Raw genomic sequence first — 20801 nt, forward strand, 5'->3', positions numbered from 1 at the left:
TAATCACATTAATATAATGGGAACTGTACCATCCAATCGTTTACTTCCGATTTGATTTTGGCAAGAACTTCTTCATTTTCATGATTGGTAAGTGCATTGTCTATCAATGTCACGATACGCTTCATGTCTGATTCCTTTAAGCCTCTCGTAGTTACAGCTGCTGTACCTACTCGCATACCTGAAGTGACAAAAGGTGATCTTTTATCAAAAGGAACCATGTTTTTGTTGATGGTGATATCTACTTTACCCAAAGTTTCCTCTGCGATTTTTCCAGTCAACTCCTTATTTCCAAGGTCAATCAACATCAAATGATTGTCTGTACCGCCAGAGATGATTTTATAACCTAGTGCCACAAAAGCATCAGCCATCACCGTTGCGTTTTTCTTCACTTGTAGGATGTATTCCATGTATTCATCCGAGAGTGCTTCTTCAAAAGCAATCGCCTTGGCAGCTATGATATGTTCCAATGGCCCACCTTGAGTACCTGGAAAAACACCAGAATCCAAAAGTGCAGACATTTTTCTTAACTCTCCTTTTGGAGTCTTAATCCCGAAAGGATTATCAAAATCTTCTCTCATCAAAATCAAACCACCTCTAGGACCTCTCAAGGTCTTGTGGGTAGTCGTAGTCACGATATGGCAAAATTCCAAAGGATCATTTAATAAACCTTTGGCTATAAAACCAGATGGATGCGATATATCTGCTAACAAGATAGCCCCAACTTGATCAGCAATATCTCTCAATCGCTCATAATCCCAATCTCTACTATATGCTGAAGCTCCACAAATCAACAATTTAGGCTTCACCTCAAGTGCTGTAGCTTCTACTTTGTCATAGTCAATCAAACCTGTCTCTTCTTCTACACCATAAAAATGCGGCTTGTATAATTTACCAGAAAAGTTTACTGGAGAGCCATGTGTCAAGTGACCTCCATGCGAAAGATCAAAGCCCAAAATACTGTCTCCTGCATTCAATACTGCCAAAAACACTGCAGCATTTGCTTGTGCGCCTGAATGTGGTTGAACATTTGCCCAAGTTGCTCCAAAAAGCTCTTTTGCTCGGTCTATCGCCAATTGCTCAATCTGATCGACAATTTCGCAACCACCATAGTAGCGCTTGTTTGGAAGCCCTTCGGCATATTTGTTGGTCAATACACTTCCTGCCGCTTCCATTACCTGCTTACTGGTAAAATTTTCAGATGCGATCAACTCGATACCTGTCTTCTGACGGTTTTCTTCTTTTGCAATTAGGTCAAAGATAGCCTGATCTCTTTTCATGGTGATAATTTTAATTAGGTTGCCCAAAATTAGTTTTAATCAGTGGATTATCCAATTGAATAAAACCTTAAAAGAAAACTTGTGAAAACAAATCATGCTTCAAAACATCACATTTTCAGTTTGCCAAATAATATTTGGAGAGCATTATTGATTGTGTATACTTCCTGATACTTTTTAAAAGTCTTTTTGCAAATTATTAAAACAGTAATTCAATGCTAAGTAAAAGCCACTTAGTTTACCCCTGAGTTTTATTTATTCTTCTCTACAAGCATGCCGGTGATTTCATTCATAGCTTTAACTTTGTATTCGAAATCACCTTTTAGGGTGTCTCGATAGGCATTTAGATTTTCTAATAAATCATCAATTTCTTCTGGAAGTATTTCTTCGAGTAATTGACGAAGGCGCTTAGCTGTAGTGGGGGATTTTCCATTGGTGCTAATGGCAATTTTTAAGTTTCCTTTGGTAACGATTCCTCCTAAATAAAAATCGCAAAGTTCAGGTGTATCAGCCACATTGACCAAGAGGAACCGCTCTTTTGCTTCATCATGGATCTGCTTGTTGACTTCAGGGAAGTTTGTAGCAGCAATCACAATGTGCTTGCCTCCCAAGTATTTTTCATCATAAGTATCCTGAATCATAGTAACATTCGATGCTGACTCAGCAAGCTCCAAAAACTCAGCATTAAACTCCTTCGATACTGCTGTAACCTGTGCTTCAGGGCTACTTTTGAGCAGAAAGCTTAGCTTTTCTGTCCCCACAAATCCACCTCCTACAAGCAGAAAGTTCAATTCATGGGCTTTGAGAAAGATGGGATAAAGGGTGTTTTTGGACATGAGATATGGGATGCTAGCTATAAGATAAACGCAAACTTGAATTTAAAAGCCGGAGATACTAGGATATTGGCTTTGCGATATTTTTCGATACTTAATAGGTTGAAGAGACTTCTGATCATACGAATATTAAAATATCCACAAATATCAATTGAATATCAATTCTCAGATAGATATCTTTTCTAATTCCTGATATATCTCCTTCAACCTATAACTTTCCTTCACTACTTCACCGATGATGATGATCGCAGGAGCTCCTACGCCTTCGCTTTCGGCTTTTTCCTGGATGTCACTTATGGTTCCGGCCACAAGCTTCTGATCTTTGGTAGTACCACTTTGGATGATTGCTATCGGAAGATCATGCTTAGAATAGTCTTTATAGGTTTTGATGATTTCGGGAAGTTTTTTGGTTCCCATCAAGATTACAACTGTGGCTGTTGACTGTGCTGCCAATGCTATGTCGCTCGATATTTCACCCTTGGAAGTCGTTCCAGTGATCACCCAGAAACTTTCGGAGACTCCTCTTTTTGTAACAGGAATCCCTACTGCCGCAGGTACTGCAACCGAAGAGCTGATGCCAGAGACGACCGTAGTTGGTATTCCGAAGGCTTCGATATAATCAATTTCCTCAGAACCTCTTCCAAATACAAATGGATCTCCTCCTTTCAGTCGAACCACATGACCATGCTTTAACGCATATTCTACACACAACCTGTTGGTATCTTCCTGTGGACAAGAATGCTTGCCCACCCTTTTTCCTACATATATCTTGATCGCTTTGTCTGGCGCATGCTTTAGCAAAGAAGGGTCTATCAATGCATCATACAGCACTACATCTGCTTTGTTGATTGCCAAAATCCCTTTGAGTGTGATCAATTCTGGATCACCTGGGCCAGCCCCAACTAGTGTAACTTTAGGTTTGATTTCACTTCTCATGCTTGTACTTCTTTAGCTCTGTAGTCACTGATAGTTTCAAAAACACTTTGCGCATTCGCAAAATAGGCCCTTGCAAACTCCTCAGAAGGCTCATTATTTTTTATTTGGTAGGTGATCTCTTCTATGGAGTTTCCTAAATCGATCTTTCCTGTCACTGTAAATTGCTCGTCGTATTGTTTCAAAATGCTGGCATGTGAATTTGTATTCACTCCTTCTGCAAGCAAAATTGCCTTGGCAGTATTTACCAATCCTGCATAAGTATGGTAAATTGCATCAGACCAAGCTCCTGTTTCTAGACTTTCTTCAGCATTGGCTATTTTTTCCCTTGCCTCCAATAGTAAAGTAGAAACCAAGTCAATAATCACCCCAGCACATTCTCCAACTCCAATTTCCTTTACATAAGGATCATTGTTTCCCCAATCGATAAAATCACTTTCTACTACATCATCGATATTGGCTGTTTCCTTCAATATTTCATAGAAGTACATTTGCCCTTGACGGTCATAATAATCGAGGAAGCTCTCTTCCTGTAGCGCATTTGATTCAAAATCATCCAACAAAATCCTCAAAGCTTGAGGGCCTCTTTTACTTGGGATCTTGATTACCTTGTCTGCAAATCTTCCTTCACCATTTCCTAAAGTCCCTCCACCAAGAAGTACTTGCAATGCAGGGAGCACATTCTTGCCTGCTTTGATCGACATTCCTTGGAAACCGATGGATGCCATGTTATGCTGGCCACAAGCGTTCATACAGCCAGAAATCTTGATCGTCAGATCTTTATTGTTGAGGTATTGTGGATATTCATTGAAAATCACATCTTCCAAGACATCGGCCGCCCCTGTGCTTGAAGCAATCCCCAGATTACAAGTATCTGTACCCGGACAAGCTGTGATGTCTCCAAGTGTATTGTACCCCCTATCTACAAAGCCAAGTTTTTTGAGTTCTTGGTAGAAAAAAGGAATTAATTCTTGCTTGACATCTCTAATTAAAATATTCTGTCTCAGGGTGAACCTAATTTCATTGTTTGCATGCCTCTTAACCAAATCGGCCAAAAGCCTTGCTTTATTAGTATAGAAATCTCCCAATTTTACCTTTATCCCAATGGCCACATAACCTTCTTGTTTTTGGGGAATGATGTTGGTAAGCTTCCATTGCTCATAAGCCAGTTCAACGGGCTCTTGTACATTTACAATTTCCGGAGAAGGAAGTGATTGTGCTTCTTCATGGCGTTTGTAATCAACAGGATAAGTTTTGAATGGAAGTGATTTTTCCTCTTCCTTGACCAAATCCAAGAATACATCAAGACCCAAATCTTTGACCAAAAACTTCATCCTGGCTTTCATTCTTTTGGCTCTTTCACCATATCTGTCAAATATCCTGATCACACTTTCGATGAAAGGAATCAATTTTTCGGTAGGCAAAAATTCATAGACAGCATCTGCATGTCTGGGCTGAGAACCTAGCCCGCCACCAAGCAAGACTTTAAATCCTCTTACCGTTTCTCCATTTTCAACTCTCACCTTTGGAATCACTCCAATATCATGAAGGTAGGCCAAGGCTGTATCTTCATCACTTGAAGAAAAAGCAATTTTGAATTTCCTCCCCATCTCTTGAGAGATTGGATTTCTAAGAAAATATTGAAAAGTAGCTTCTGCATAAGGTGTTACATCAAACGGTTCGTTCGGGTCAATACCAGCCATTTCAGATGCTGTTACATTTCTGACGGTATTTCCACATGCTTCTCTGATCGTGACATCATCTTTCTCCAATTCTGCCCAAAGCTCAGGAGTCTGATCAATTTTGACATAGTGGATTTGAATATCCTGACGGGTGGTGATATGAAGTCTTCCTGTGGAATATTTATCTGAAACCTCAGAGATCCTATGCAACTGCTCAGAACTGACCCTTCCATAGGGGAGTTTGATCCTGATCATTTGAACACCTTGCTGTCTTTGTCCATAAATCCCACGGGCAAGCCTCAAGCTTCTGAATTTTTCATCATCAATTTTCCCTTCCTTGAAAAGTGCTATTTTCTTTTCAAGTTCAATAATATCTTTTTCAACTATCGGATTTTCTATTTCTGTTCTAAAGCTTTGCATTATATTTTTTCTCTATAGGTTTGATAGGTTTTTTTGTTGTAAAGAAAACCAAAGTACTAAGTTTTTTACACCTGCTTTATTTCTGACTTGGAAATTGGTACATTATGACTTTGGATTAGAATTTAAAGGAAATTCTATTGCTAGAATTATTAATCTATCCCCCAAATTCAACCCCTTTAGGGTTGATCAATACGATATGTTTCTGCTTAATTCCCCGCATTTCATACAGGGTTATTCAAGTTTCAACCACTTCGTGGTTATCATATCATCATCCTCCTTGTTTCCTATTTTTAATCTTAAATCTACCTTCTACAATCTTCAATCAATAAACCCAACACTGACTGTATCAAATGAACCTTCGTCAATTAGGATAAAGCTTCCAGTTGATTTATTTTGTTTGTAGGAATCAAAATGGATTGCTTTGCTCAATTTGAAAGACACTTTACCGATGTCATTCAGCTTCAACTGCTCTGTAGTCTCTTCCCCTGAGAAATCTGTGTTAATTTTTCCCTGGATGCTTTCTACTTTTGCCAAAACCCTATTGACTCCATGTTGTAGAGTAAATTTATCTCCAATACGAAGTGGTTTCACATTTACTTGACAGATGGTGGCTGACAAAGACTTTTCTGACTTTGGTAAATCAGATGATTTTACGATGGTATCTCCTCTGCTTACGTTGACTTCATCTTCCAAAGTCAAGGTAACCGAAGCACCTGGTGTTGCTTCTTCCAGTTCATTTTCGAAAAAATGAATAGCCTTTATTTTGGATTCCGTGAATGAAGGCAAAACGGTGATGCTATCTCCTTTTTTCAAACTTCCACCGTACACTTTTCCTGCAAAACCTCTGAAATCATGGTAGGCCTCTGTTTTTGGTCTGATGACAAATTGAACTGGGAATCTTGCAGCACTGCTTTCTTGCAAATCTGAAGGCTCTAATACCTCGAGGTGATCCAAAAGAGTATTTCCTATGTACCAATTCATCAATTCTGACTTTTCGGACACATTTTCCCCTTTCAAAGCTGAAATAGGAATAAATGTGATTTGATCAGTAGTGAAATCACTTTTTGCCACCAACTCCTCAAAATCCGATTTGATTTTCAAATACACCTCTTCGTCATAATTCACCAAATCCATTTTGTTGACAGCTACGACTACATGGCTTAAGCGTAGAAGATTGCTGATGAAAAAATGCCTGTAAGTTTGTTCAATAACTCCTTTTCTAGCATCGATCAATATAATCGCAACTTGAGAAGTAGATGCCCCTGTCACCATATTCCTTGTGTATTCTACATGGCCGGGTGTGTCAGCAACGATGAAGTTGGTTTTGTCTGTATTGAAATAAATATGTGCTACATCTATGGTAATACCCTGCTCTCTCTCTGCCACCAATCCATCAGTAGCCAAGGAAAAATCCAGATAATCATATCCTTTTTGCTTGCTATTACGCTCTATTGCTTCAAGCTTGTCGGTGGTTAATGACCCCGTATCATAAAGCAATCTACCGATAAGGGTACTTTTCCCATCATCCACTGAGCCGGCTGTAGCTATTTTTATAAGTTTTCTATTTTCCATTGTCGTTTCTTATTTCTCGGTTTTTATTTCACGCAAAGACACTAAGGGTTTTTTACATCCCCGAAGGCTTATATCTATTCAGATTGCTGTCTGCAGGTTTGTCTTTCATCTTGTTTCTTGACTCTCGCTTCTTGTGTCTCGCTTCTAAAAGTACCCTACTTTCTTCCTTTTCTCCATTGCTGCTTCTGAGCGTTTGTCATCGATTCTTGCTCCTCTTTCAGAAATTGTCGATAGTCTGATTTCATCCACTACTGCTTCTAGCGTGTCTGCTTCTGACAGTACCGCGGCAGTACATGTCATATCTCCTACTGTTCTGAATCGCACCATTCTCTCTACTACCTCTTCGGAGTTATCTCTATAAACATGCTGATTTGCAGTCCAAACCATACCATCTCTGAAGAAAACTTCTCTTTTGTGGGCGAAATAGATAGAAGGGATTTCCATATTTTCATTTTTGATATATTCCCAAACATCCAATTCAGTCCAGTTGGAAATAGGGAACACCCTAACGTTTTGTCCTTGATGGATTTTTCCGTTGAGCATATCGAAAAGCTCTGGTCTTTGGTTTTTTTCATCCCACTGACCAAAATCATCTCTTACAGAAAAAACGCGCTCCTTGGCTCTAGCCTTTTCTTCATCTCTTCTTGCTCCACCGATACAAGCATCGAATTTGAATTCCTCAATGGCATCAAGAAGCGTAGTTGTCTGAAGGGTATTTCTACTTGCATATCTTCCTCTTTCTTCTGTCACTTTGCCCTGATCAATCGAGTCCTGTACATTTCTCACAATAAGTTCTAGCCCAAGTTCGGCTACGAGTTTATCCCTGAACTCAATGGTTTCGGGAAAATTATGTCCAGTGTCAATATGTAAAAGTGGAAAAGGTATTCTTGCTGGATAAAATGCCTTCTGAGCAAGTCTTACCAAAGTAATGGAATCTTTTCCTCCCGAAAAAAGCAATACAGGCTTCTCGAACTGAGCAGCTACTTCTCTCAAGATATGGATAGATTCCGCTTCTTTTGGATTTGGTATAAATAGGTTTGACATAATTATCTTAGATTTTAGATTTTAGATTTTTGCCGTAAAATTCGACAGCAATCATTTTCAATATTTTTAATTGCTTAAGCTGTTCTTTCTTTATCAGTTCAACCCCTTCGGGGTTGTCCGTTGTAGATCAACTTTATTCTCCAGGGTTCAACCTTGGGTTATTTAAGGTTTAACCCTTTCAGGGTTAATGATGAATCTTGAACTAATTTGGTGGATCCAATATGTCGCCGAAGGCTGATTTCTAATTATATCCCAAACCTGTAAGTTATTCAAAGTACTAGTATCACTATCTTTCTCTATAATTGTCGAGTATCTGTTTTTTGTCACTTGCTTCCCGTCTCTCTCTTTTCATTTCACATGTAATCCACACTCTTTTTTGGAATCTTCCCACCACCACCTTCCTGCTCTCGCATCTTCTCCTTCTTGTATTGCCCTCGTGCAGGGAGCACAACCTATGCTGATGAACCCTTTGTCATGTAATGGATTGTATGGGATATTATTTTCATTTATGTAAGTAATCATTTGATCATATTTCCAATCCAGCAAAGGGTTGTATTTTATGATTTGATTGGCTTCGTCCCATTCTAATTTTTGCATATCACTTCTGTTTGGGCTTTGCTCTGCCCTTAGGCCAGTCACCCAGATACTTTTGCCAGCGAGTGCTCTTTTGAGAGGCTCTACTTTCCTGACATAGCAGCAAGATTTTCTGTTTTCTACAGAATCATAAAACCCATTGATTCCCTGTTCTTGCACCAAAGCTTCAATTGATGGTCTTTCAGGGTATAGTAGCTCTATTCTTTTTTTGTACTTACTTTCTGTTCGGGCTAGCAAGTCCAAAGTCTCTGGAAACAATCTTCCTGTGTCCAAAGAAAATATATGTATGGGGATGTAATTATCTACAATAAGCTGAGTGATTACCTGATCCTCTTGTCCTAAAGACGTGGAAAAAACCACTTTATCTCTGAATAAGTCAGCTAGAAAATGTAACCCTTTTATAGGCCCCAAATTGTCGACCTTGAGTCTTAATTCATGCAAATTCTTTTGAAGGCTCATCTTTTTTCTCTTTAGTGAATTTTTCCCAAACTCTCTCATGAAAATAATAGAGGATTATCTTACTAACTACCTCTATTGACCCTATTGATAGGGCCATTTTCAATTGTCCAGTGATAAAAAAGGATATGATAATGGTGTCGAAAGTTCCGACTATTCTCCAAGAAATGGATTTAAGGAAACTCTTGATATTGCTATCTTTTCCTGTTTTGTCCACAAACCATTTTTTTATTGGTTGATCCAGAATCATCGTTAATTTTATTAAAGTTGAGCTACAAAAGTATATAAACTCTATAAAAAAAGTAGGGTTTATGGAGAAAAAATTTTATTCTTTATCCAAAATATCTGCTAATGATTTGTTTTCCAATACATTAAGCATTTCGTCTCTTACTTGAATCATCACTTTATTTAGTCCACAAGCTACTTCTGACTTACACTCTGCACACGGTTCATAGTAATTTAAGCTCACGCATGGGAGCAAAGCGATTGGTCCATCAAGCAGTCTGATTACTTTGGAAAGCGCTACATCTTTAGGATCTTTGATCAAATAATAACCTCCACCCTTGCCTTTTTTGGAACCGAGAACTCCCGCTTTCTTTAGCTCAAGCAATATATTTTCAAGGAATTTATGCGATATTCCATACTCTGCTGCGATGTCCTGAATCAAAACAGTCTTTTGATCTCTGTGTTTGCCCAGATAAGTAAGGGCATGAAAAGCATATTTGGTTTTTTTGGATAGCATAGCTACAAAAATAGCCTTTTTATCTGATTTGAAAAGTAGCGCTAAGCATTGGCTTTTGGAAATCAACTAGTCTTTCCTAAGAAAAATCTCAAAAATCTTGGTTGACGTTATGGCTGAGGCATATTTATACCATTATTTATAGCGGTCAAGTAATGATATTCTTTGGGCAAATATTCTCGTCCATAAGATACTATGGATTTGATTTTTGCATGGGGAGCAATTTTTTCCTTTAGATCATTACTGGTTTTTTCAACCTCTAAAAATGAAGGGTAAATCTTAAGGAGCATTAATTGCCTCCCTTTCTGAATTAATTTAAGCTCTTGTTCTTCACAGAAACCCATCAAGTCTGTCAATAGGATCTCTTGGTTATCTTCCAGTTCGATGAATTGATATACTTCTGGGTAAAGCACCATCCTATTGATAGGAGCTTTTTGTTGGTCTTGAGCCATTACTTGAAAAGCTGTCATGGTCAAAATAAAGAACAGTGTTGATTTCATAATTAAATAGTTTTCAATTAAGACGTAAATATTTTTTGTAGTGTCTCAACCAAATATTTCAACTCCCTTTTTTATTTCAAAAACTTCCAATTACTCTTAAACTCTCTCGGCAGATCCTCATTCATTCTTGCCCTAAGAAGTTCTATAGGCATGTAATTTTGGGTGATAAAATAATCATGAAATTCCTTTTCGGTCATTTTTCCACCTTCAACCATCTCTTGTCTCAATTGATAAACTTGGATTCCTCCAATCATATAGGCTAATTGATACAATGGTCCATAACTACCTTCAAATGACCTGCGAACTTCAGCTTCAGCATTGGCCCTTTCATGTCCAACATTATCGACCAAGAAATCAATGCACTGTTGTGGTGTCCACTCACCAAGGTGATATTTTAGTGAAAAGACTATCCGTGCAGCCCGATGCATTCTCCAAAAAAGCATCCCCACTTTATCTTCCACATTTCTTGGAAAATCCTTATCCCAAAGATTGAATTCCCAGTACAAAGTCCATCCTTCCACCCAAAACGGCGTATTGAACATCCTTCTGTGGGGAAAATGGCGTTGATTCATAAATTGCTGCAAATGATGCCCCGGGATCAGTTCATGATGCACCACAGCTCTTGAAAAATGTGGATTGTTGCCACGCATACTCATCAATTTGTCTTCATGGGACATTTCAGAAGTAGGATAAGAAATGATAATGGTCTCTCCGCCAAGGAAAAACGGACTCACTTTCTGCCGTGCTGCTGACATCATGGTAGTCCTCCATGTTTCCTTAGCCATATTTGGCACAGTTAGCAAATCATTTTTCTCAACAAACTCAATGGCCTCGTCTGCCATCTCTACTACCATTCCCGGCCATACTCCAGCTGGAACGTATTGATTTTTGACATGTTCCAAGGCTTTTCTCCAATCTTTCCCAAATCCCAATTCTTCAGACGCTTTGATCATCTCAGCTTCACACCAAGCATATTGTCTTTCACCCTCTTTGATGAGCTCATCCGCCGTGTAAGGAATCATGTTGTATTGCAACTCCTTTTCAATATTTGTTTTTCCAATTGGCTTGCCGATGATTCCTGAGCCATCATCTTTGACGACGGTGTTTTCGAAATGATTTTTTAGAAAGTTGGAATATGCTTTGAGTGTTTCGTTTAAACTTTCTCTTGGTTTTTTCATCCACCAAGTGAACTCAGGATCATAGTCAAAATAAAAATTATAAGCTTCATCAGTACTTATTCTCAAGGATTCTACTACGGATGCAGCAAGTTCTGCCTGTTGCCAAGAACTATATGGCTTAGCTTTTTTCATCTGCTCCATTTTGTCTTTAGCTTTTCGTTCTACCTTGTCAAAAGTCGCTGCCAATTCTTGGGGATTTGGCTTGATCGCTGACCTTCTCTTTTGGTAAAACTCCTCCAAAGGAGCTCCAAAATCCACTACAGAATGGACAGCTTTAAATTCATCATAAGAAGCTCTATGGAAGTATTGCTGCTTATCCAAGTAGTTTTTAAAAATCTGATAGTCTAATTTCCCATCCATGGAGTAGCTTTCATAAGGCATCGCTGCCAGAGCCTTCAGCCAATCTGTATATAGCTTATCAAATCGTTGGAAATACTCCTCAGAATTAGGATTGTTATATTTTCTGCTCAAAGCACTTACATCGGCTTGATAACTACTAATAGCAGGATAAAGCTCTGTGGCACTGGAAAACTGTATGACCAAAAAACTACAGATGAGTAGATATAGATTTTTCATTTTTTGAGCTATAGACGATGTTTATTCTATGAAATATACTTGAAATGCGAGTGTGGTAAAATTGAAATATGATAAGTGGAGGAATATTATGCTCCACTTAACAATTCTATATTAACTAAAGACCAAAGAATTAGAGCTATAAATAGCTAGTCTACAGGATATCCCTTTGCTGCCCACCAAATGCCTCCCATGATGTGTTTCATGAAATTGTCATCTTGGAATGCCCAATCGGTATGACCCAATGCAGTGTAGAAAATCCTACCGCCATCATATTCATTCGTCCATGCCATTGGGTGAAAATCCCCCATCCCATCTTTGGCGTCGTAGGTGTTTTCGTCTGCAGTGATCAGCACATTTACATCTGGGTTGAAATTTTTGAAGGCATATATTTCATCTGACCAAACCCATTTTTCGGGTAAATGATAAGTTGAGGGATGATTTCTATCTACGACATTGAGTTTCAATGTCTGCTGATGGGGATGGTTGAGAAATTGTGCTCCTATCAGCTTGGTAAACCATGGCCAATCATATTCTGTATCAGTGGCACTATGTATTCCAACTATTCCTTTACCGCTTTGCACAAATTTTTCTATGCTTTTTTTCTGATCTGCATTGAAAATTGTCCCTGTTGTACTCATTAAAATAATGACATCATATCCTGCTAGATTTTTGTCTGTGATATAATCCTCATCTTCTGTGGTGTATATTTGGAATACGTTGTCTCTAGCCAATTTTTTCAATGCCACGACTCCATCAGGAATGGATTGGTGACGAAATCCTTTGGTTTTGCTGAATACCAAAGCTTTGAATTGGTTTTGTGAATAAGATGCTTCACTAGAGCAAAATAAAATCAAAAGTGTCAGCAAAAATGAGCTTAGATAGGTTTTTAGGTTCATTGTCAATAGGTTTAAATTTCAAGCTAACAAATGAATTTAAAAAAATGAAGAAATTTTTGACGAAAGGAAAGATCAAGAGGCTCCTATTTCGATAATTTGAGAATGTAAATTTAAAATCATCCTTGGTTTTTGTTACTAATGAAATCCGAGATGTTTTTTTCTTTGTCAACTTCTTTATGAATATGAGTTTGTTCCGCGAGCTTTCGTAAAGAAGAAGAGGAACTGCAGCAACCTTTTTACCTATTTGGTAAATATCCAGTTGGATAATTGGTTTTTGAATAATGTATCCCAGATAAGTATTTGACAAGATTTATTTCACGAACTCCGCCAAAAGCAAAGTGTACTTTTCTCCAACTTTGGTACCTATCAAAAATTGGGAGCCACCATCCTTGAGTTTGTGCTTTTTTTTGAATTCGTCAGGTGAAAGGATGTAGTTTCTTGTGATCACATTTACCTTTCTTGAAGGAAAAAGTTGCTTCAAATTCTTTTTTGGACTGGAAATCTCTTGAATAACGCTAAAGACTCTCCCTGGAATAACACTAGTTGGCAATTGTTCAGTTGTATAAAGGTGACTGTTTGGATGAAGTTTTTTCAGCCCATATTTTATTCCAAATGTTTTGAATGCTCCAGCTTTTAGAATGCTACCCAGAGGTTCGATAAGATATTGGCCGATTGATCCAAAATTGCTTTCTGACTTTTCTTCTTCTTCAAATGTGAATGAAAAAGAGCGCTCTCCATCAGGATGAAGATCTATGCAATTGATCATTCTAGGACCTTCAATTTCTTCCTTTTTCCAAAAAAGCAAAACTTCCTTGACCTCGTTGCGAACTGAGATTGTCCAAATTTTTTGGATATCAGGGATTTCGATAAGGGCCTGTTTGATATCAAGCATAGGTGATGCTTTGATCAAAATAGACGTAGATTTTGATTTCATCAAATTCCAATGATTCACAACATCTGGTTCACAGTCTGCAAGTTTGTAGCGTTTTTGATTTTCTCCACCACGACGTGCAGGATCAACATAAATAAGGTCGAAGGATTCCTGATATGAATTTAGAAACTCCAAACTATCTCTATTGACTACAGTGAATTTGTCGTTAGAAAGTTGCTCAAAGTTATGCAATGCAATGTTTGCCAACTCCTCTTGACGTTCGCAATAAGTAGCTTTTTCAAAATTTTTGGAAAGAAAATATGTATCCACACCAAATCCACCTGTAAGGTCAGCCATCGATTTTCCAGTGACCAAATTTGATTTGAATCTGGCTGTATCTTCTGAAGAAGCTTGCTCCATTGAGATTGATGCTGGAAAAAGCAATTTAGGGTTTTTAGCCCAAGAGGGGATTTTGTTTTTTGCCTTTTGTCTGGCTGCAATCTGTTGAACAGCTAGTTTGAGGTCAAACTCAGTTTTGCCAGAGTGCTTAAAAAGTAAATGTGCAGGATCTTCGGTGAGATGATCCTGCACAAATTTTTGCAATGATTCGGTATAGATTTTATTCAAATCCAAATTATACCAAGCTATGTGCTACTAGATATTCTGCAATTTGCACGGCATTGGTAGCAGCACCTTTTCTAAGGTTGTCAGCCACGATCCACATGTTGAGCGTGTTGGCTTGCGATTCGTCCCTTCTTAGGCGACCTACAAACACTTCGTCTTTTTTGTGAGCAGTCAGTGGCATTGGATACACATTGTTAGCGGGATCATCCTGAACGATGATTCCAGGCGCCGCAGCAAGTAAAGCTCTTACTTCTTCCAAGTCGAAATCCTTGTGGAATTCCACGTTTACAGCTTCTGAGTGACCGCCCATAGTAGGGATTCTCACTGTGGTTGCTGTGACTTGAATATTGTTGTCATTGAAGATTTTCTTAGTCTCGTTGATCATCTTCATCTCTTCTTTGGTGTAGCCATTTGGTTGGAATACATCAATATGGGGAAGAACATTCAAATCAATTTTATGAGGATATACCATTTCGGCCTTTTCACCTGCACGCTCAGCCATCATTTGATCTACAGCAGCTTTTCCAGTGCCAGTCACGGACTGATAAGTGGACACTACGATTCTTTTGATACCATATTTTGCCCTCAATGGCTCCAAAGCCAAGACCATCTGTATGGTAGAGCAATTTGGGTTGGCGATGATTCTGTCGTCGATTCGAAGATCTTTTGCGTTGATTTCAGGCACAACAAGTTTTTTGGTAGGATCCATTCTCCAAGCAGAAGAGTTGTCAATTACTATTGTACCTGCCTCTGCAAACAATGGTGCCCACTCTTTGGAAGTATCACCTCCAGCCGAAAAAATAGCGATGTCAGGCTTCTCAGAAACTGCCTGTTTGAGTCCAATTATAGTGTACTCTTTACCCTTGAAAGTCATTTTCTTCCCTGCTGATCTTTCGCTTGCGACCAAGAGTAATTCGTCAAATTGGAAATCGTGCTCTGCCAGCACTTCTAGGATTTCTGAGCCTACCAATCCGGTAGCTCCTACAACGGCTAGTTTCATTTTAATAGTTTTTGATTGTTTGAAATGAACCGCAAAGGTAATGTAAGTATTTTCAAAATGAACCTTTGATGCGGTGATAATTGCTTTAACATCAAATATATGTTAGAAGGTTTGCCGATTTTAAAATTAAATTGATTTAAACGTTTATTTTCCAAACATATTAAGGTTGATTTCTTATTTTTAGTCCATGAAGATCCTTCTTTTTGTATGGGGTTTCATTGCTTTTTCCATACTAGGCTGTAGTTTTTTCAAACAAGCCGAAACTTTTGCTCAAAATCAGGATTTTGAAAGCAACTTTAGTATAGTAAATCATCCTGATGAATTTTTGCCATTATGGTCTGCCAATGAGATCAGAAGTACTGCTTCTAGGGTTTTCCAAGCTAATCTTGAGGGAAGAAACAGTTCACGTGCTTTGGCTGTACAGCCGATTGGGAGTTTTGACGGGCTTATTTATACCAAGATCAATCTTAAGGATTTGGAGGAGCCAAAAATAGCATTTTTTGCAAAAACCAACCAAAATGGTTCAGGAAATAGACCTGTGATAGTTTTTGTTTCCTTTTCCCTAGATCAAATACAATATTCTGAAGCCATTCAAATTGGGAATGATGATACTTTTAGCAATCAGCAGACGGAATACAACCTTTATGAAATATTGATTCCAGATCAATTTTGGAATGATGAGAGTGTCTATTTGAAGTTTGAAGTAAAATTTGGTCAAGGATCAGGATCTGCAGCAAGGTTTTTTATGGATGATTTTGGCGTTTTTTCTGGAGATGAACAAGTGGATCCCATTCAGGTTAAAGAGACCTTGATCTTAGATCCACATAGGGTGAAAATTAATTTTGATAGAGAAATTCAGGTTTTTGACAAAGCCATAGCAAGTCTTCAAGGGTTGGAAATATTGTCAATAGATTTTCCAGATGATTCTTCGGCGATTATCCATACCGCCTCTGAGATTCCAAGTCAAGTTTTACAACTTTCATTGGAAAATATTCTTGAAAAGAATGGGGCTTTGACGGAAGAAATTAATGTATCGATCGACAACACAAAAATCCAAATTGGAGAAATCATCATTGAAAATCCCAACTCGCTACTCATTAGATTCAGCCAAAATTACTTGAGTTCAGATGTGAGTCAGACATCAAAGTTTTTGGTAAACGGCGCAAATCCTTCAAATATTTCCTTTTATGAAGATGGATTTAGTATAAAGCTAAGCTTAACCAGTGTGCTTTCTCTCAGCAAAAAGGTGAAGATCGAAACACAGGCTTTTCAAAACTTAAATCAAGAGCTTGGACTTTCCCAAATCCGTGAATTTGTTTATGAAGATGAGATTGAGAGCTTATTTGCAAAAGATCAAAATTGGATTTCCATAGTCAATTTTCAGGAATTGAATTTTGAGTCATTTGATTTTAATGATTTTTCGATAATTGACGGAGAAATTATTTTTTCCGAATGGAACATTTCTGGTGATGGAAAAGTCTTTGACTTGTTGTCGAATAACCCATTTGATGAAGGGATCACATATACCCTACGTATTCCTCCAAGGAAAACAATTCGAGGGAAACAGTTGAATGGATCATTTAGGGATTTTGTGTGGGATGCAACTCCTCCAGAAGTAGTACGTGTGGATGGAATAGGGTCCAGAGAATTACTACTTATATTTTCTGAGGCTGTTGATCCTATTTTTGCGACGATTCTTAGCTATTACAAAATCAATGGAAGAGAACCTATTGAAGCACATTTCCAAGGGAATGGAAGTTCGATAATTCTTAAGTGGGACTTTGATTTTGAACAGAATCAAACATATATTTTGGAGGTTGAAGGAGTGGTGGATTTTGCAGGAAATGTAATTGATAAAACTGATTTTGATTTTACTTTTGAATCTCCTAAGAAGTTAGCTTTCAAAAATCTAATCATCAATGAAGTCATGCCAGCCCCACGCGCTGGAAACTCTTTGCCAAATGTCGAATATATAGAAATCTACAATCCAAGTTTAGATCCAATCGCTTTGGGTGGTTTTCAATTGGCCAATTCAAGGAGGACTACAACACTTCCTCCAGAAGTAATTCTACCTGACCAATATATTATTCTTTGTCCGAGAACTCAAGTTAATCAATTTACCAGGTTTGGGAGTGTAATCGGTTTAACTAACTGGCCCACATTATTGAATTCGGCAGATCAAGTCAAATTGTATGACAATGACGGGATAATTATAGACAGTTTGAATTATACCACTGCCAACTTTGGTGGTAGTTCTTTTGCTTCTGGCGGTTATAGTTTGGAAATTGTAAATCCTTTTATAAAATGTAATTTGAGCAGCAATTTGAAGACATCTATTGCAGCTGAAAGGGGCACACCTGGGAGAATTAATTCAGTATTTGACGAGACTCCCGATAGAAGTAGTCCAGTTTTATTGAAAACAAGTGTGCTTTCAGCAAATCAAATACTTATGATTTTTTCCAAAAGCTTAAGCTCTGATTTGTCAAATTTGAATTTTGAAATAAACCCTAATCTCACAATCAATAGAATCGAATTGGGTGATAAACAAGAGTCATTGATGCTGACCTTTGATCAAACCATCCAAGAAGGAACCCAATACACAATAACTGTAAAAGACTTACGTGATTGTATAGGAAATTTGATCAAGGATGGTGAAAATGAAGCTTTTTTTACAATCCCATCTTTGGCAGTTTCAGGTGATGTTATAATCAATGAAGTGTTGTTCAATGCAAATACGGGAGGCCCAAAATTCGTAGAAGTTTATAACCATTCCGATAAGTTTATAAATTTGAAAGATTGGAAATTGGCGAATTTGAACACTTCCAATGAGATAGCCAACAGGCGAATCGTTTCAAGTGAAGATTTGATTATAGAGCCAAAAAGTTATCTAGTATTTACCACAGATAAGGATAGGCTAAGCTCTGACTATCCTAAAGGAGTGAAGGCTAATTTTGCATTGGTCAATACACTTCCAAGTTATCCACAGTCATCAGGGAATGTCGTTTGGCTTGATCCAAAAGAGGATATCGTAGAGATTTTCTCCTACTCTGAAAGAATGCATCATAGATTGTTGAAAGAAGTTAGGGGAGTATCACTAGAGCGCTTGTCGGCATTAGAGCTTGTGGAAAACCCCAACAACTGGAAATCTGCGTCCGCATCAGTAGGCTTTGCTACTCCTGGATATAAGAATTCAAATATTTTTGAGGAAATAGATTCATTTGGAATAGAAATTCAACCAAAAGTGTTTGTGCCAGATGCGGCAGGAGAGCAAAATTTTACACAGATATCCTACAAAATGGATCAGGCTGGAAAAATAGCAACCCTTAGAATATATGGAGTTGGCGGGCAATTAATTCGAGAGATCTGTCAAAATGATATTTGGGGATCTTCAGGCTTTTACACTTGGGATGGTACTGACTCCAACAGTCGGAAAGTCAGGCCTGGTTATTATGTTCTTGTTGTAGATTTGTTTGATTTGGAGGGGAGAGTCTCGCAGATCAAAAAAACAGTCGTGGTAGGTGCAAAAATCCAGTAATTTTTGCATTATTATAAAATTATCTTTAAATTAAAGAACCGTAAACTCAAACCCAAAAACCAAATGAACCACGACATCGTAACACAGACACTGAAAACCTATTTCTTTGAAAAAGGTAAGACAATCAAAGTTATCCAAAGATATTTAAGGATCAAATACCGATTGATGATGGATGAAAAGCTATTAGAAAAAAGGTTACAAAATATCTCAGTAAATTAAAAACCGCCTAGTGCGGTTTTTTTATTTTTGATTTCCAAAAGGTAAGTGTATTTTAGGGGCTTTTAAACCCAAAGGGTATAAAAAGAGTATACCAATTATAAAACTAAAAGCTATGAGTCAAGACCAAAAAACTGCTTATTCTCCTGACGAATTGAAGGAGTTTGAAGAAATAATATTACAAAAATTAGGAGTTGCCAAGGCAGAGTTGAACTCATTGAAGGAAACCTTAAGCAAGAAAAACGATAGCGGAACTGATTTTACAGCTTCTACTTCAAAGCTTCTTGAAGATGGAGCAGACACTCTTGAGAGAGAAAATATGAGTCAACTTGCGGCTAGACAACAGAAATTCATAATAAATCTTGAAAATGCTTTGGTGAGGATTAAAAATGGTACCTATGGAGTATGTGTTGACACTGGAAAATTAATCGCTAAAGATAGGTTGAAAGCTGTTCCGCACACAATGCATTCAATAGAGGCTAAGTTGGCTAAAAAATAAATTGGATTTCTTACATAGACATATTGAAGCACTTGTATTTTGCGCTCCTTCTCCGATAAGTATTGAAGAGACCCAGAAGTGCTTGTCCGAAATGTTTGAGTCAGAGGTTCCAAAAGATCATATTTTGACTGCATTCAAAGATTTGCAGTCAAAATATGAATCTGAAGATTTTTCATTCTCTTTGGAGCAAATTGCAGGCGGCTATCAATTTTTGACCAAACCGGCTTATCAAACAAGTATATCAATTTTGCTTAAGCAACAGTCCCAAAAAAGATTATCAACTGCACAGCTTGAGACACTTTCAATTATTGCTTATAAGCAGCCTGTGACCAAAACAGAAGTTGAACAAATCAGAGGTGTAAGCTGTGATTATTCAATCCAGAAACTCTTAGAAAAAGAGCTTGTTACTATCAAGGGAAAGTCAGATAGTATTGGCAGGCCGATTTTATATGGTACAAGCGAAAAGTTCATGGAGTATTTTGGGATCAATTCACTTTCAGATTTGCCTCAACCAAAAGATTTTGCATCAGAAGAGAATCAAATAGGTGAGTCAAAGGAGTAGCTGATCATTTGACTAATACCTCTGCGTGACCTAATATCAAGTATTTCTTGCCAGTTTTCAACTCAAGACATAAGACCCTAGTGCGTTTGGTTTCAATTTTTTCAAAAACTCTACCTTTTATTTCGAATACTGTGCCTCTATTTAAATGTTGTAATAATTTTAAATTTTCTTCTTTTTTGTCTTTATCAAATTTTCTTAACTCTATCATCAAAAAGTAATCTCTAGTAGAGCTGGCCTTCGGATTTGCCATATGTCTTTTTAAATGAATATATATTTCTATTGGAAATACTTTTGGATTTAGCACAGGCTCCATTAATTTTTGAAAAGATGATTTCCATTCTTTCCCATGTGGCTTAATATAACCACCAAATTTAGAGAATGCTCTATAATGAGCTACCTCATGCAAATAAGTAATCAGAAATTGATATGGATTTAAGTCGTAATTAATAGTTATTGTTTGGACTTTTTTGTCACTTCTGTAACGAAAATCCCCAAGTTTGGAATTTCTGCTATTCGTTATATAAAAGTTAAAAGGCATTTCTTTCCATAAGTCAAAACAATATTTTACAGCGTCTTCTGGCACATGTTTTCGAAACGCTTGAAAAAATTGTTGGTCGGTATTCATAATTCTATTTAATAAGCTTTTCGTCAAAAGATTAAGGTAAATGATATGTTTAAGTGTAAACGATTTAGTAAAGAATGAATGTTAGCATAACGAAGTGTTAAAATACATTTTTTAAGGTAAAAGAAGTAATGGAAATTGAAATAAATTATTCATATTGAATTGTGTTTTTAAA

The 20801-nt window shown here is 37.5% G+C and carries 19 protein-coding genes; 4 read left to right on the forward strand and 15 right to left on the reverse strand.

Features of this window, described 5'->3' with window-relative positions:
- Positions 1 to 8 precede the first annotated feature (8 nt).
- From glyA to MM213_RS06065, 14 genes are all read right to left on the reverse strand, one after another.
- Positions 9 to 1277 carry a serine hydroxymethyltransferase gene (gene glyA / locus MM213_RS06000; RefSeq protein ID WP_241410569.1) on the reverse strand — a complete coding sequence of 423 codons (1269 nt, stop codon included), beginning with the start codon at positions 1275 to 1277 and terminating at the stop codon, positions 9 to 11.
- Between the two features lie 248 nt (positions 1278 to 1525).
- Positions 1526 to 2110, reverse strand: a complete 585-nt coding sequence (locus MM213_RS06005; RefSeq protein WP_241410571.1) for a precorrin-2 dehydrogenase/sirohydrochlorin ferrochelatase family protein — start codon at positions 2108 to 2110, stop codon at positions 1526 to 1528.
- 162 nt (positions 2111 to 2272) lie between these two features.
- The gene (cobA, locus tag MM213_RS06010) at positions 2273 to 3043 is read right to left on the reverse strand and encodes a uroporphyrinogen-III C-methyltransferase (protein WP_241410573.1); all 771 of its coding nucleotides are present in this window, start codon (positions 3041 to 3043) and stop codon (positions 2273 to 2275) included.
- Positions 3040 to 5142: a ferredoxin-like domain-containing protein gene (locus MM213_RS06015; protein ID WP_241410575.1), complete on the reverse strand. Its 2103-nt coding sequence runs from the start codon at positions 5140 to 5142 to the stop codon at positions 3040 to 3042. Before MM213_RS06015 ends, cobA begins: the two co-directional genes overlap by 4 nt.
- A gap of 318 nt (positions 5143 to 5460) precedes the next feature.
- The gene (locus MM213_RS06020; RefSeq protein WP_241410576.1) at positions 5461 to 6714 is read right to left on the reverse strand and encodes a sulfate adenylyltransferase subunit 1; all 1254 of its coding nucleotides are present in this window, start codon (positions 6712 to 6714) and stop codon (positions 5461 to 5463) included.
- 144 nt (positions 6715 to 6858) lie between these two features.
- A complete protein-coding gene (cysD, locus tag MM213_RS06025; protein ID WP_241410578.1) occupies positions 6859 to 7758 on the reverse strand; it encodes a sulfate adenylyltransferase subunit CysD in 900 nt (299 codons plus the stop codon).
- 348 nt (positions 7759 to 8106) lie between these two features.
- The gene (locus MM213_RS06030; RefSeq protein WP_241410579.1) at positions 8107 to 8811 is read right to left on the reverse strand and encodes a phosphoadenylyl-sulfate reductase; all 705 of its coding nucleotides are present in this window, start codon (positions 8809 to 8811) and stop codon (positions 8107 to 8109) included.
- Entirely contained in the window at positions 8786 to 9058 is a 273-nt protein-coding gene (locus MM213_RS06035; RefSeq protein ID WP_241410580.1) for a DUF2061 domain-containing protein, read from the reverse strand. The genes MM213_RS06030 and MM213_RS06035 overlap by 26 nt, the downstream gene beginning before the upstream one ends.
- 75 nt (positions 9059 to 9133) lie before the next feature.
- Positions 9134 to 9550 (reverse strand): RrF2 family transcriptional regulator, encoded by a 417-nt coding sequence (locus MM213_RS06040; RefSeq protein WP_241410581.1) that lies wholly within the window; start codon positions 9548 to 9550, stop codon positions 9134 to 9136.
- Between the two features lie 107 nt (positions 9551 to 9657).
- Positions 9658 to 10047, reverse strand: coding sequence for a hypothetical protein (locus tag MM213_RS06045; protein ID WP_241410583.1), 390 nt, complete (start codon positions 10045 to 10047; stop codon positions 9658 to 9660).
- A 71-nt stretch (positions 10048 to 10118) separates the two neighbouring features.
- On the reverse strand, positions 10119 to 11801 hold the full coding sequence (locus tag MM213_RS06050) for a DUF885 family protein (protein WP_241410584.1): 1683 nt from the start codon (positions 11799 to 11801) through the stop codon (positions 10119 to 10121).
- A 146-nt stretch (positions 11802 to 11947) separates the two neighbouring features.
- Positions 11948 to 12697, reverse strand: a complete 750-nt coding sequence (locus MM213_RS06055; RefSeq protein WP_241410586.1) for a ThuA domain-containing protein — start codon at positions 12695 to 12697, stop codon at positions 11948 to 11950.
- Between the two features lie 310 nt (positions 12698 to 13007).
- A complete protein-coding gene (locus tag MM213_RS06060; RefSeq protein ID WP_369413884.1) occupies positions 13008 to 14195 on the reverse strand; it encodes a THUMP-like domain-containing protein in 1188 nt (395 codons plus the stop codon).
- Positions 14196 to 14202: 7 nt separating this feature from the next.
- On the reverse strand, positions 14203 to 15192 hold the full coding sequence (locus MM213_RS06065) for an aspartate-semialdehyde dehydrogenase (RefSeq protein ID WP_241410589.1): 990 nt from the start codon (positions 15190 to 15192) through the stop codon (positions 14203 to 14205).
- A gap of 187 nt (positions 15193 to 15379) precedes the next feature.
- Between MM213_RS06065 and MM213_RS06070 the strand changes: the two genes are divergently transcribed.
- The 4 genes from MM213_RS06070 (at position 15380) to scpB (ending at position 20004) form a co-directional block, all read left to right on the forward strand.
- Positions 15380 to 18727 (forward strand): lamin tail domain-containing protein, encoded by a 3348-nt coding sequence (locus MM213_RS06070; protein WP_241410590.1) that lies wholly within the window; start codon positions 15380 to 15382, stop codon positions 18725 to 18727.
- A 63-nt stretch (positions 18728 to 18790) separates the two neighbouring features.
- Positions 18791 to 18946: a hypothetical protein gene (locus MM213_RS06075; protein ID WP_241410592.1), complete on the forward strand. Its 156-nt coding sequence runs from the start codon at positions 18791 to 18793 to the stop codon at positions 18944 to 18946.
- A gap of 112 nt (positions 18947 to 19058) precedes the next feature.
- On the forward strand, positions 19059 to 19442 hold the full coding sequence (locus MM213_RS06080; RefSeq protein WP_241410594.1) for a TraR/DksA family transcriptional regulator: 384 nt from the start codon (positions 19059 to 19061) through the stop codon (positions 19440 to 19442).
- Between the two features lies 1 nt (position 19443).
- Entirely contained in the window at positions 19444 to 20004 is a 561-nt protein-coding gene (gene scpB, locus MM213_RS06085; protein WP_241410596.1) for an SMC-Scp complex subunit ScpB, read from the forward strand.
- A gap of 4 nt (positions 20005 to 20008) precedes the next feature.
- Here the strand turns inward: scpB and MM213_RS06090 are convergent, their stop codons facing one another.
- Complete coding sequence (locus MM213_RS06090) at positions 20009 to 20629, reverse strand: SprT-like domain-containing protein (RefSeq protein WP_241410598.1); 621 nt, start codon at positions 20627 to 20629, stop codon at positions 20009 to 20011.
- Positions 20630 to 20801 lie beyond the last annotated feature (172 nt).

The organism is Belliella alkalica, assembly GCF_022549785.1.
GTDB lineage: Bacteria > Bacteroidota > Bacteroidia > Cytophagales > Cyclobacteriaceae > Belliella > Belliella alkalica.

What these genes read in the sequence shown, in the direction of transcription:
- MM213_RS06035 (WP_241410580.1), bottom strand. Translation starts at nt 9,058, where the DNA reads ATGATTCTGGATCAACCAATAAAAAAATGGTTTGTGGACAAAACAGGA.
- MM213_RS06040 (WP_241410581.1), bottom strand. Translation starts at nt 9,550, where the DNA reads ATGCTATCCAAAAAAACCAAATATGCTTTTCATGCCCTTACTTATCTG.
- MM213_RS06075 (WP_241410592.1), top strand. Translation starts at nt 18,791, where the DNA reads ATGAACCACGACATCGTAACACAGACACTGAAAACCTATTTCTTTGAA.
- MM213_RS06050 (WP_241410584.1), bottom strand. Translation starts at nt 11,801, where the DNA reads ATGAAAAATCTATATCTACTCATCTGTAGTTTTTTGGTCATACAGTTT.
- MM213_RS06005 (WP_241410571.1), bottom strand. Translation starts at nt 2,110, where the DNA reads ATGTCCAAAAACACCCTTTATCCCATCTTTCTCAAAGCCCATGAATTG.
- cysD (WP_241410578.1), bottom strand. Translation starts at nt 7,758, where the DNA reads ATGTCAAACCTATTTATACCAAATCCAAAAGAAGCGGAATCTATCCAT.
- cobA (WP_241410573.1), bottom strand. Translation starts at nt 3,043, where the DNA reads ATGAGAAGTGAAATCAAACCTAAAGTTACACTAGTTGGGGCTGGCCCA.
- MM213_RS06090 (WP_241410598.1), bottom strand. Translation starts at nt 20,629, where the DNA reads ATGAATACCGACCAACAATTTTTTCAAGCGTTTCGAAAACATGTGCCA.
- MM213_RS06030 (WP_241410579.1), bottom strand. Translation starts at nt 8,811, where the DNA reads ATGAGCCTTCAAAAGAATTTGCATGAATTAAGACTCAAGGTCGACAAT.
- MM213_RS06065 (WP_241410589.1), bottom strand. Translation starts at nt 15,192, where the DNA reads ATGAAACTAGCCGTTGTAGGAGCTACCGGATTGGTAGGCTCAGAAATC.
- MM213_RS06015 (WP_241410575.1), bottom strand. Translation starts at nt 5,142, where the DNA reads ATGCAAAGCTTTAGAACAGAAATAGAAAATCCGATAGTTGAAAAAGAT.
- MM213_RS06080 (WP_241410594.1), top strand. Translation starts at nt 19,059, where the DNA reads ATGAGTCAAGACCAAAAAACTGCTTATTCTCCTGACGAATTGAAGGAG.
- glyA (WP_241410569.1), bottom strand. Translation starts at nt 1,277, where the DNA reads ATGAAAAGAGATCAGGCTATCTTTGACCTAATTGCAAAAGAAGAAAAC.
- MM213_RS06070 (WP_241410590.1), top strand. Translation starts at nt 15,380, where the DNA reads ATGAAGATCCTTCTTTTTGTATGGGGTTTCATTGCTTTTTCCATACTA.
- MM213_RS06020 (WP_241410576.1), bottom strand. Translation starts at nt 6,714, where the DNA reads ATGGAAAATAGAAAACTTATAAAAATAGCTACAGCCGGCTCAGTGGAT.
- MM213_RS06055 (WP_241410586.1), bottom strand. Translation starts at nt 12,697, where the DNA reads ATGAACCTAAAAACCTATCTAAGCTCATTTTTGCTGACACTTTTGATT.
- MM213_RS06045 (WP_241410583.1), bottom strand. Translation starts at nt 10,047, where the DNA reads ATGAAATCAACACTGTTCTTTATTTTGACCATGACAGCTTTTCAAGTA.